Source organism: Synechococcus sp. B60.1, from assembly GCF_047462555.1.
Taxonomy (GTDB): domain Bacteria; phylum Cyanobacteriota; class Cyanobacteriia; order Thermostichales; family Thermostichaceae; genus Thermostichus.
On record NZ_JANSJN010000081.1, the window covers coordinates 1 to 12,842 of the forward strand.

A 12,842-nucleotide genomic window follows, 5' to 3' on the forward strand; every position below is an offset into this window, starting at 1 on the left:
GCCACGCCTGCTGGAGAGCTGGTGCCCACCGAGGCCGAACTGGAGCGGCAAAGGGCTGAACAAGAACGGCAACGAGCCGAGCAGGCCGAACAGCGGGCGGAGCGCCTGGCCCAAAAGCTGCGAGAACTGGGGGTGGATCCCAATGCACTTTAAAGCCTCCCCCCCCTCAAGAGGGTTGAGGATAGGCGGCAAATCCTACTGAGCAATCAACAAAACAGGCAGCTTCTGGACAGCTGGCCGTAGTCCTTTGGGAAAACGCTCCCGCTTCAGAGGGTAGCGGTAGTTCATATGCTGAATCAGCCTCTCCCACTGCCAAGGGTTCAAGCCAGACACCACAGAACAAAGCGGCTCCTCAGCTACTTCCTCTCCTTTCTCCATGAGTTTGAGGATTACATTCCCCGCCGCCATTTCTAGTGTTTGATTGGCTAGCTGTGGATCCGGATCTCCGAGTAGGATAAGAGCATAGTCTTTTGGATTTGGACTAAGCAAGATTTGCTCCAGCAGCTTCTCTAACTCCTGCACAAGCTGCTCCGTTTCCAGCTCCCAGTAAGGAAAAAGGACAACGTTAAACTTGCTCAGGTGGATCCCTTGCGGAAGTGTGGTTTCCGTTAAGCTATCCCAATCCTTAACAATGGGTATGTTTTCAGATGGACTAAACCAGGCAGGACTTAGCCAACTGTCTGCCTCTATTTCTTTATATCCAAGAGCTTCACAAACATTATGCATTCGAAAGAAAACTCCAATTTGCTGCTCGAAATCATGAACGGCCTTTTTGCATCCCTGCCAATCTTGATAGTCATCAACCTGAACAAATCCTTTGGTATGTACCTTGTTGTACAAGTTGCTAAAAATATCCATTGTGGACTGATACCAGTCAGCGTCTGCATGTAGAAAAGCGATCTCGCCTACCTGGTCACGGTAAGCTGGCAATGTGTCAGCAAACAGTCCTTGAACAGGAACAATGAGATCCCAAACTCCTAGTTCCCTACTGATTACCTCCAAGTTCTCCGAGACAGGAGCCCCCAAAGCTCCAGCTCCATAGGGAGTATCATTGGCAAAAAATCCTCTGTAATCTCGGTCTACTTCTGTTGGCTGAGGCATTCCTGAGAAGGTGTCGAAAGCGTAGACTTTGCGAGGTCGGCGGCTGTAGTTTTTGATCACCCAAGCTAGCAGTGCAGAGCTGCCTCCTCTGCAAACGCCACACTCAACAAAGTTCCCAGGGATGTCTTCTTGGCAGACTCGCTTGGCCAAGGTGTAGAGATTCCAGAGACGCTCAAAGCCCAAAAGGGTAAAGGCCTTAACCTTTTCCAAAACTCTCGATAACTCAAGGTTGCATACCGGGTATCCCTTCAAATGTTCTGGCAGTGTCCAATCAACAGCAGGATCCGGAATATGCTCCACAGGCTGGACGTTACCCCGCCAAGCGACGCCCATGATCTGCATGGTTTGGTAAATCATCGTGTTCCAGCCTCGAGCCCTTAGGTAGTTTAAGCCCTCAGCTACATCCGGTGAAGCAAGGCCGTGAAAGAGAATTAGAGCATCTTCAGCAGCGTAGCGGTCTGCCACCTGAGCATCTAGCAGAGGAGCTGGCGCGTCATGATTTCCATCGATGTAGATCAAAGACCAGCGGCGGTTCTTTTCCCGAGCAATCTCTTCCGCCTTCTCTGGGCTGTAGCCGGGATACAGGTTGACATTGGAGCGAACTCCCGCCAGGCGGAGAGACTGATCCACACTTTCATAAATCTGAGGATTGGCCAGAGCAGGATCCACCACATCAAGAACAACTCCTCCCGATGCAAGGTGAGCAGTTGACCAACCTAGCCAACACCCAATCTCCAAAGCAGGTTTTCCTTGGAACTTAAGAGCAGTATTGTACAAGATATGTGCTTCATCTCGGCTGACAAAACCAATAATTGGCTGACGTAAGTCTGCGTACCAAAGATGGGGAACCTCTTTCCGCAAGTAGGGCCGGGGGTGAGAGCTTGGGTTCACTGAAGTCATTGAAGGGAAAGCGCGATCCAGATAAATTTTTCTGTGGTTGAGTGACACGTAATCATATCTTCTGACTGGAGAAAGGTGCTTTCCAGAGTACCGAAGACTGGCTTCAACTTTATAGCCGTCAGTACTGCTAACTATCTGAGTTTCTCTATCCTTAGTTTTGTGGGTGATGTGTAGGATACCTATAGGGCTGTGAGGCTTCCAGGGTTCAACCCAGAGTTTTCTTTCCCGATCCCACTTAGGTAACTGACTGTGAGCTGTCCAATTGCAAATCAAGGGTAAAACCTGAAAACTACCCAATCCTAGATCATTGTAGAGAGCTACGTTGAGAGCATACTGATCTGAGTACAAGTCTAAGCTCATAGAGATAGCTTGCCTACTTCTTTCTTTCCACACCGCCCAGTGAATAGCCTGGTCTTTTCCAGAAAACACACCAGCATTGAGAGTCGGTCTTATATACAGATGATTATATGTCGTCTCAAAGTACCTCATATACCTCGAAAGGTGGAAACTTTGATGAGAAAATGGAAATGGATCGAAAAGTGTATTTACTAGCTCAGGAACAATTGCGAAGCCTGCGTGTATTGCTCCTAGTTCAAGCAGTTCAATCGCAGACCACTCCTGCACCCAGGCATCCGCATCGATCCAAATGTAAACCTCATAGCCCGGAAAATACTCAGGTAGAAATGGCCTAGATAACAAAGCTTTAAGATAATTAGGATAGCTATTACTATTTGGAATGTCATAATTCCAACTTGGCTCAACGACGTGGTCAACGTACTGACTTATCCACTGCAACTGTTCTGGAGTGAGGCCTACATCAAAGAATCCAATATCGACGGAGTAGCCCTGTGGCTTCTCTCGGATAGAGAGGATAGTTCCCTGGACTAACTCAAAAAACTTGCTGTCTGCGCTTGTAACAACGATAGTTGAGTTCATGACTTTCGCATCTCCTCTCTTTTCAAGAGTCCACTCCTAAGCTCTGCGCAGATAGCAGAGGGATCCTCTTTGACCAGCTATGATCTCCCCCTGCCAGATCATGTGAGAAGGATCCAGCATCTGGTCAATCTGCTTGCGGTTCTGCTCCGAGCCAAACTCCACATAGATGACCTTGACGTCTTTGAGCCATGGCTCCAAACTAGCCAACACCTCTACCCCTTGTCCACCTATAGCCACCCTGAGCACATCGATGCGCTGCAGACCTAGCTCCTGCAGGGTTGCCTTGGCTTCCCGAAAGACCAACACCTGCTCCACTCCCCACTCTGTTTGAGAGTCTTCTGGCCAGAGACGACGAGTCTTGAGGCTATTCTGCTCTGCTAGGCCCACTGGATGCACATGGCAGTTGCCCAAACTCAGAGCATTCTGCTGCAGCAGGTGTAAGGCCAAGGGATCCACCTCAAAACAGTGAATGGCCGCCTGCGGATGAAATGTTCGGAAGCAGGCGCTCGCTACCCCTACTCCGGCTCCGACATCCACCACCACCTTAACCTCTGGAAGTAAGGAAGCAGTTGGCTCGTAAAGCCGGCTGAGGTTGGCGACTGTCTCCTCATACTCAACGCCTTCGTACCCTCGTAGCCAGGCTGACGGAGCAGAACTGTCCTTTTGGATTAAGTCAATGAGAAAAGTTTCTGTGATTCTTTCTGCATTGGCAAAGACGAGCTGATGATCTTCTCCTAAGACAAAGGCAAAGTTGGCTTTGAGGGGCTGCTTCAGTCTCTGGAGATCCTCAACCGTGCACACAGCCACATCAAACACTGGCCAGCTTGCTGGTTCTTCTGTTAGCTCATGCACCCGTCCAGCCACGCCCCTCTGCTGCAAGAGAGCACAGGGATCCACAAAGCTCCCTTCCCCATACAGCTCCAGCCGCGGCAAGTCCAGCAAATCAGCAGCAATCACCCCAGGACAGCCGCGGCTGAGAAACACCTTGAGCCGCTCTTGCACCCGATGCAGCTCTTGCACAGGCTCATACACAGCCAGGCGGGTGTCTATCAGGTGAGAGTTAGCCGTGCTGACAAAGTGACGCACCTCGAAACGAGGCGAGTAGCGGAAGGGTTCGGGCAGCTCTCCGCCAAACACCCAGTCCAGCAGATTCTGGATGCGGTGGCGGGGGTGCCACTGTTTGTCGAAGGCTTGGTAGGCACGGCGGGCAATCTCGATGGCTTCTTGTGGATGGTCGAGGTAGTAGCGAACCTTTTCCAAAAGTTCGTCTTCGGAGTCGTAGGTGTCGCAGTAGGTTCCTGGCACCAGCAGCTCGTTGAAGCCCGAGGCAAAAGAAAGACGGTCTGTCAACAAAAAGCCACCTGCTGAGATCACTTCCAGGTTGCGGAGATTGAGATCCGCATTTTGGCTACAGTTAAACGAAATCAGCGAGTTGGCAAAGCGTTCGGCTGCTTCTATGCGATTGGCAGCTTTGATGAGGATAGGCAAACCCGCTTCCTTCAAAGCCTGCACAAGTCGGGAGCGTCTGGGGTGCCGAGAGCCTTGCTGGCCAATGAAGACAATTTGGTTTTCTCTCGCTTCTACCCACTCGTGGGTGGATAGGGCGCATGGAGATAAGGGGCAGCCAGGCCAGGTTTTCCAAGCCTGCTGCAGCAAACCAGTGCAGGTGCTGGCGGTTGTAGGCGGTGGCCACGTAGTCAAAGCCTTCGGTAGCCCAGTAGGCTAGGAGGTGATTAATGGGGAACTCCCAATGGTGAGTATCGCCAGCCAGTAAGACGGTTGGGCAGCTAAACTTTTTGGTGTTGAAAGGATTACTGGAGTCGAAGCTAGAAGTCCAAACAGCAACTAAGTCAAACTCCTTATCTGCAATCTGCTCAGATTGCTGTACAAAGTCGTAGAGGTCATAATCTCCTTCTGGGCACTCCACTAGGCCGCCGGTGAAGTTGACAAAGCCTAACCCAAATCCCTTTGCTCTTGCCTTGGGACAGAGGGTTACCTGCCGGTCTGAAAGCAGAGGGGGCGGGATGTAGTCGGGTGGAGCTGGCCAGTTGAGAAGAATACGCGGAGCTGCGGCCTTGGTACCCTTCATTTTTTGATTCTTCGCTCGGGCAGTCCGTAGGAGCTTAGCAGTCCTAGGTTTATGAAACGGTTATAAAGCCAGCTCTACTCCTCAGGGATCCGTCAAAGCCCTTGTTTAGGCCGCCCCTGCAGCTTTCTAGAGCTGGATCGATAACTGGCAACCCTAGCTTGCCCTGGAAGTCAGGCTAAAGAAGAAGGGATCCCTTGACCCTCTATTGGGATAGGCCATGGGCAGCCCCGCCGTTGATAGACCGGATTTGGCTGGCCTACCTACCCAAGCGGCCACCTGCCGAGGTCAAGTAGGAGCAGCGACGGGCAGAGCACCTGGCACAAAAGCTGCGGGAACTAGGGGTGAATCCGGGTACATTAGGCTAGAGAGAACGGAACGCCAGGGATCCCTTCCATGCAGTGCCAAGACCTTACTCAGGAGCTTGCTTCCGACCTGGAGCAAGTCGGGAGTCTCGCTCAGCTATTGGACTGGGCTCTAGGTCGCATGCCTGAACAGCAGATCTTTTGTCAGATCGGCTGGGAAGACTCAGGAGCTGGGCTAGAGGCAATGCTTCGCCATCCTGAAAAACTAGCAGTAATTCTACGGGATCCGCTCCAGAATTCTTCTAAAAAATTGCCCAGCGCGGAAGATCTCCAAGCCCAGATCCTTCGGCTAGGGTTAGAAGAACGGGTTCTGCTGCTAGAAGGATCCATCCCCGCTCTTCTGGCAGATTTGGGGGAAGGGTTTCCCGATGCCCGAATTGGCGTTTGCTTCTGGGCGGAGCTTGTTGACTATCGCACCCATTTGCTCCAGTCCCTGCTTCTGCGGGATTACCTGGCTGAGCCGGCCCTGTACTTGGTCGATCACTGCCGCTACGGATCCCTTGCCCAATCGACCTTAGATTTGATGGGGGTGGATCCCGCTTTTCATCTGCAAAAAGCTTTTCCCAAGCTCAGCCAAGGGATCCATCTCTTGAGCTGGGATCCCCAACACAGAGCTTTAACTGAGCAAGATTTGGCTTACATCCGGGAACTCGGCCCAGGGTTGTTGCTGAATGCCAACCCAGTATCCCTCACGTTTTCTCAGCCAGATCCGCCGGAGCAGCCCCGGTTCTATCCTTGTAAGTACGTTAAGCTAGATAACTTCCTACCAGCTGAAGTCAACCAGGCCATCTTGCAGCATGCCATTGCTCACCAAGATAAGTTTATCCCTGCGAGAAGCTATAGCCAAAGCAACACTGAGGCTGACTCTCTCAAGTTTCGGCGCTCCCTAAGGCTAGATTTGGCTTACTTTCAGGAGTATGGATCCCTGCTGAGGGAGAAGATTGCTAGGGTTGCTCCTCAAATCTTTGTGGAGCTAGGCATCGAGAACTTCGATATCCAAATCTTCGAGATGGAGATGATTGCTAGCTATGATGGCTGCTACTTTACTCCCCATACCGATAATTCCTATCCCCAGACAGCCTTTCGTCAGGTAAGCTGTGTGTACTACTTTCACAAAGAGCCCAAGCCCTACCGAGGGGGTGAGCTGCGTATTTACGATACTCAAAGGCAGAAGCCCCATCCGCCAATTCTCCATGGAACCTATGATGAGGTGATTCCAACTAACAACAGCATCGTCTTCTTCCCTAGCAGTTGCCTGCACGAAATCCTGCCTGTGTTTAGTCCCAGTCAAGCCCTTGCCGATAGCCGCTTCACCATCAACACTTGGTTAGGAACCAAGCAACTTGCCTAAAGGCTCGAATTCAATATGGCCAAAGTCTGTATTGTTACCACCTCGCCATCGGGATCGCCCACATCTATATCTTCTTTGACGATCCGGAGGATCCTGCTGCTCAGATAGCGCTTAGATTCTCCGACGTAACAGCTATTCCCAATGACGAAGCTTTGCAAGTCCAGCAAGCGCTAGGCAATATCCTCTATGCAAAATATGGCCCTCATGTCAGCTACGAGGTCATGGCCCGCCAGATTTTAAATGTGGAAACTGCTATACAGATTGCCCTTGAGCAAGGCATGGATTGGATCATTCACATTGATGGAGATGAGCTCTTCTACCTCGGCGAGGCACTTACCTTGGATTGGTTTGACCAGCTAGGTAGCGACATACTTCAGGTTCGCTTCTTAAACTACGAGGCAGCCCCCGAAAAGTTTGAGATTGAAGATTACTTTCGCGAAGTTACTCTGTTCAAGCAAAACCCTGCTGTTTTAGATCCCAACTTTTATATTAAGTTTGAGAGTATCTCTGGCAAGGGCCAATACTTTTTAGCCTATCAAAATGGGAAATCAGCAGCTCGGATTTATCCTAATCTTTTGCCCAACAGCGTACATAGTTTTGACATTCCAGAGGAGCATACCCTAGTCACCTCATCTCCCGCTGTTTTGCACTACTTGAATTGCGGCTTCCAGAACTACTACAAGAAGTACGCTCAACTGGGAAACTTTCCCGACTACTGGTGGCGCTCAAAGTCTAATCCCATTCGAGTTCCCTTCCACTTGGCCTCAAGGGATGCATACTGTTCAGGAGATGTCAACCAAATGGTGGCTCTTTACCAAAAGTTTGTACTCTACAGCAACTCTATGATTAACCAGAGCTTGATAGAAGAGGGTATCCTCACCCGCATCTGCTATCCTTCCCAGTTGCTAGCGACTGTGCTTGCCCCCTGAAAATCTCAGGTTGTCTCAGAGGACTAAAAAAAGCTCCCCAAAGGGAGCCAAGCAAACAGTGGAACCTGCAGAAACTATTGAAACACGTTGCAGCTCTTGCCTACAAAAGTGTCGAGAGCAGCTACAGCTGCCTCCTCATCTCCTAGGCCAATGGTGCATTGAATGCGGCTACCCGAGGAAGTGACATATGCTGTTGCACTTGAAAGCGCAGTCGTGTCCCAACGGACGCCCTGCCGGTCGCTATTACTTGCCACTGGTGTTTGGTAGTTAGGTGCACTCCAGGGGTCGTTCAGGTATTTGCCCTGGTTAGGCCCAGGAGCTTGGATCCTAGAGTAGGCATCCGGGTAAATACTGGTGTCCAGCCGATAGACTTCAGAAGCCCGCCCTACTGCAGTGAGAGCAGCTTGAGCCTCGGCCGTGCGGGAGCGGCGCACTTGGTTCAGGAATTGAGGGATCGCCACCGCGGACAGCACGCCCACAATCACGATCACCACCAGCAGTTCGATCAGGGTGAAGCCCTTGGCTTGGGAGAGAAGTTGCTGAGCCAGCTTGGCCCGCAACAGAGACTGACGAGACTTCGCGCTCATGGTCCTCGATCCTCAGTTACTAGAGAGTTACTTGGGCAGGTTACCTGCCAGTCTTAACCTACCCAGCCTGAGGGCCATTCATAACAGCCTGTCCCCAAGCAAAATTGCGGATCTTTGGGGGGGTGGCTCCAGAAAGGTTCCGTAGTCATGGCAGATTAAGACCAGCGCTCTCCTTTCGGCCCATGAACCTCGCCCTACAAGCTCGGATCCTGGAAGGCAAGCAACTGCTGCAGCAATCGCCGGCTGTCTTTGCAGAATGGCTGGCGGCTTTCTACCCACAGCAAGATCCAGAGGCATGGCGAGAGTTCTTGTGGGGACTCTTTGACCTTGGGGTGCCTTCGCCGTCTGGAGAAGCTTTCCCAGCTGACCGGGTAGCGACTACCCTTGCGGCGCTGGAGCAAGTTTTGATTTCGGGCCGCCTAGACCTTGCCTACCAGGTCTACACGTCGCTGGTCAAGGCCGGGATCCTGCCATCGGAGAAGGTGATAGAGCTATTGCTGTCTTTGGCAGGCCGTCTGGAAAATACGCCCACCCGGGATCCCCAGCAGCGTTTGCGGATCTGCCTGAAGCTGCGGGAGATGGCTTTTGAGTTGGATCCACACCAGCGGGATAACACCCAAGTTCTGCTGTTGCGGGCCTTGCAAGCTCAAGACGAGCTGGCCGTCGGCTTCTACGGGCAGGCCCTGGTGGAGCATTTGGCCAGTCTGGGAGATGAGGAGACCATAGACATTACCCAGGAGTCGCTCCTAACCGAACTCCTTATTCGGCTATGGGATGACGGCTACCTGGATCTGTTTTTCGAAGTGGCCACAGCTCTACAAGCTCATCTCCTAGAGAGTCAGAAATCCGGCTTTGCCGCTCTCCTAGCTCAGCTAGCCCAGGCGGCAGCTCCGGAGCAAGCCAAGCGCTATCAAGGTTTGTGGACAATAGAAGACTTGATCGGCGACTTCTTTCAGAGGGCAGCTCGTGCCCTCTTTGGAGACTCTACTAGCGACGCTTATTCCATCTTGGGAGAAGCGCTTCTTGCGGCAGCCGCAAGCCCCCAGGCAGAGGAAAACTTCTCGCTGTGCCTATCTCTTCTCTCAGAATCTTTGGAAAAGCTGATCCACGCTGCTCGGCCAGACAGGGTGAGCTTTGTCATTCAGAAAATTATGGATTTACTCACCTCAAGTTCTATTGACCTAGAGTCTCTAAAAGTAAATGAAGAAAATATGCTTGAGAGCTTAACCGTCGCCAAAGCTATTCTCTTTCGAGTCTGCTTTTGTTGGAGCTATCTAACAGATGATCGATCTCTAATTCGTCGTTACCAGCAGCTTGCTGGCAGGATTTTTAACGATTGCCTCAGCCTCATGGCCTCCCAGCGCGATTTCCTGTGGTCAGAGTATTGGAAAAGAAATCAGCAAGATTACCAAACAGTCAGTGGAGAAAGCCGTAAACTTCGAGTTGGTTTCCTGGGCAGCTGTTTTCAGCGACACTCAGTAGGCTTCCTCAGCGAAGCCATTTTGAGAAACTTATCCCGTGATGTATTGGATATTTGTTACTACTACTACCAGGGCTGGAAAACCGAGGAAATGGCCAGCCGCGACAACATGTATCGGAAGTTTCGATCCCAGGAGAGCCTTCATTTTCGCTTCTTCTCTGAAGGAGTTAGTGCTCCTCAAGTGGCCGCCCAAGCTCGCGAGGATCATATCGATATCATGGTTTTCATGGACTCTATCACCAGCCACGACGCCAATATCGTAGCAGCTCTGCGGGCTGCCCCTATCCAAATTGGCTGGCTAGGGGGAGATGCTGTCGGCTTGCCTGAGTTTGATTACTTCTTTGCTGATCCTTATATTCTTCCCGAAGATGCGCAGGCTGATTACCACGAAGAAATTATCCGCCTACCAAGCTATTGTGCAGTTGACCATCTGGACGTTATCCCGGCCGATGAGGTGGACTTCAAAAGTAAGTTAAGAATAGGCCCAAGAGATGTTGTTCTCCTTACTGCGGCCAATGCCTACAAGCGAACTGACGACTGTATCAATGCTCATTTGCAAATTCTAAAAGCCATTCCCAACGGAATTCTCATTGTCAAAGGCTCAGGGGAAATTGCCACAGTGGTTAGACGCTACCAAGAGAAGTCTAAAGAGCTAGGCGTCTTAGACCGTGTCCGCTTTCTGGCCAAAGCTGGGAGTGTGGAAGAGCATCGTGGCCAACTGGGTTTAGTTGACTTAGTTCTAGACACTTTCCCTTACACAGGTGCAACCCACACCATGGAAGCCCTTTATATGGGTGTGCCAGTTCTTACCCTGGTAGGCCGCCATTACTATGGCCGCATGAGCTACAGTCTGCTGAAAAATATCGGTCTAGAAGAGTGCATCACCTGGTCGGTAGAAGAGTTTATCCAACGTGGGATCCAACTGGGCAACAATCCGGAGCAACTCAACCGAATTAAAAAGCAAATCAAAGATTCTCGCCGCTGGTCGATAATTTGGGATCCGCGTGAGCATGCCCGCAGCATGGAAGCTGCCTTCTTCCACATTCTGGAAGGCAAACCTCATGAGACCTATGTCTTTCACCCCAACGACTTGTACTCCAGCCCAGACGAATGGAATCAAGCGGGGATCCAGCTCATTCGTTCCCTAGGCGCCGATGCTTCCGTTGCAACGCGCCAATCCACCTGGGAAGAAGCGCTGTCTCTCTGGCGAAGGGGCTTGGCAAGGGATCCCTATCATGTCCCCTGTTGGCTAAACCGAATCCATGCCCTATTGGTATTGGGAGATCGTTCTCGCGCTTTTGAGGATGCCTATGCTCTACTGGAGTTTTTGTGTACGGAAGCCCAGGATCTGCAACCTTCCCAGTTGACAGATGTTCCCATTTGGGTTCAAAGCGAAGGTTTTTCGGATCCCGCTGCTTCTACAAAACATACCTACCTATACTATTTAGCTAAGTGGATGGCCGCCCACATTGGGGTTGTATATAGCCCAGGAGCCATGAGGTTTTGGAACCTGACTTATTCTATAAACCCAGATGACACACAGGCAGCCTTGGCGGTGGGAGTTGAGCTCCTCTCGCAGAGAAAGATAGAAGGACTAGTGCCAATCAACCGCGTGCTCAGTCTCGATCCAAACCATCAACTAGCAGGTCTAGTCAAGCAAATTGCGATGTGGGAAGTTGTACACCAAGTGCGCACATCTTCTTTGCCTGGCCAGCCGGATCTTTATCTCGACTACGAAAATTGTAGGCTTTCACTAGAACCTTCATTCTCAAGTATCGTGACCCGAGTCCTACTTACCCAAGGGGAGTGGTTTGAGGAAGAAGTGGATTTCTGCCGTCACTTCCTAAAAGCAGGCATGAATGTTATTGATGTGGGCGCTAATGTTGGGGTGTACACTTTTCTTGCTGCACGCCGAGTCGGCCCGGCAGGCAGTGTGATTGCAGTTGAGCCGACACCTTCCTGCATTCAACACCTGCAAAAGACAATCAGTGCTAACTCCCTAGACAATATTGTTTCCCTTGTTGAGTCTGCTGCTGGAGACCATGAGGGTACCGTCCAATTTCAGGAAGAAAGGGCTACCGTATTTAACTCCATCAGTGCTTCAGGGCCAGTGTCAGAACAAAGATCAAGAGATGAAAAAGTAGTAAGTCTTACTACTTTGGATTCTATCTGGCGCTCGCAGGGAAAGTCGCAAGTTGATCTCATCAAGATCGACGCAGAAGGCGCCGAAGAGCAGGTCATATCCGGTGCGCTAGAGTTGGTTGCTGCCACCCAGCCTATTGTTATTTTTGAGAATATCAGCGGTTCTAAAGTTACGGGATCTGCTACCGCGAAGATCCTGGAGTCGCTAGGATATGGGTTTTATACCTACAACCGTTTCCTGAATAAACTCACCAAAGTTAAGCCCCAGCAATATCCAGTTTCCGCCTTAAATATCATCGCAATCCACCCCTCAAGCTTGGAAAAAGTGGCAGATATGATACCAGCCTAGACTTACCAAATTCCTTGAAGAAGCAAGCCTTGAGCAAAATTAACTAACCCGAAGAACGCAGCGACTCCATCAACTGCTGGGGCGTCATCTGCTCGTAGGGCTCGAAGGGCTGGTGGATCCAGGGGTTATCGGGCAGGTAGTCCACGTAGTAGTCGGGCTGGTAGACAGAGGCCGCTTTGTACCAGAGTACGCCAGTGCGGATTTCCTCGATGTAAAAGCCGTAGTGGTGCTTAAGCCAGTGGACGGAGCGCTTCAGGGTCATGCCGGAGTCGGCCAGGTCGTCCACCAGCAACACATGGCTGCCTAGGTTGGCAGTGGTCATGGCCAGATCCCGCGAAAAGGTCAGTTGCCCCCGTTGGCGATTGCCAGGGCCGGAGTAGGAAGAAGCGGCGAGAATGGCTAGGGGGAGGTCGAAGAGACGGGCCAGGGTATCGCCGATGCGCAGCCCGCCTTTGGCGATGCAGACAATTTGGTTGAACTCCCAGCCGCTTTCATAAACTTTGACGGCCAGCTCTTCGATTTTGCGGTGGTAGTCGGCCCAGGTAATAGAAATCTCGTGCAAGGGATCCCTCTCCCGCAGTCTGGATTGCTCAATTCTAACTATATTGATTCTTTT

General features: G+C 51.2%; 7 protein-coding genes. 3 read left to right on the forward strand and 4 right to left on the reverse strand.

What is annotated here, in order from left to right; translation table 11 throughout:
• Nucleotides 1–195 precede the first annotated feature (195 nt).
• Nucleotides 196–2,937, reverse strand: a complete 2,742-nt coding sequence (locus NW863_RS09645; RefSeq protein WP_414365984.1) for a TylF/MycF/NovP-related O-methyltransferase — start codon at nt 2,935–2,937, stop codon at nt 196–198.
• Between the two features lie 36 nt (nt 2,938–2,973).
• On the reverse strand, nt 2,974–4,425 hold the full coding sequence (locus NW863_RS09650) for a glycosyltransferase (protein ID WP_414365985.1): 1,452 nt from the start codon (nt 4,423–4,425) through the stop codon (nt 2,974–2,976).
• 1,147 nt (nt 4,426–5,572) lie between these two features.
• Between NW863_RS09650 and NW863_RS09655 the strand changes: the two genes are divergently transcribed.
• Nucleotides 5,573–6,739, forward strand: a complete 1,167-nt coding sequence (locus NW863_RS09655) for a 2OG-Fe(II) oxygenase (RefSeq protein WP_414365986.1) — start codon at nt 5,573–5,575, stop codon at nt 6,737–6,739.
• On the forward strand, nt 6,712–7,668 hold the full coding sequence (locus NW863_RS09660) for a glycosyltransferase family 2 protein (protein WP_414365987.1): 957 nt from the start codon (nt 6,712–6,714) through the stop codon (nt 7,666–7,668). Before NW863_RS09655 ends, NW863_RS09660 begins: the two co-directional genes overlap by 28 nt.
• A gap of 74 nt (nt 7,669–7,742) precedes the next feature.
• On the opposite strand, the gene NW863_RS09665 is transcribed toward NW863_RS09660, so the two are convergent.
• Nucleotides 7,743–8,255: a type IV pilin protein gene (locus tag NW863_RS09665; RefSeq protein ID WP_414365988.1), complete on the reverse strand. Its 513-nt coding sequence runs from the start codon at nt 8,253–8,255 to the stop codon at nt 7,743–7,745.
• Nucleotides 8,256–8,437: 182 nt separating this feature from the next.
• Between NW863_RS09665 and NW863_RS09670 the strand changes: the two genes are divergently transcribed.
• A complete protein-coding gene (locus tag NW863_RS09670) occupies nt 8,438–12,226 on the forward strand; it encodes an FkbM family methyltransferase (protein ID WP_414365989.1) in 3,789 nt (1,262 codons plus the stop codon).
• Between the two features lie 43 nt (nt 12,227–12,269).
• Here the strand turns inward: NW863_RS09670 and NW863_RS09675 are convergent, their stop codons facing one another.
• Nucleotides 12,270–12,788 (reverse strand): phosphoribosyltransferase, encoded by a 519-nt coding sequence (locus NW863_RS09675; RefSeq protein WP_414352298.1) that lies wholly within the window; start codon nt 12,786–12,788, stop codon nt 12,270–12,272.
• Nucleotides 12,789–12,842: the final 54 nt, after the last annotated feature.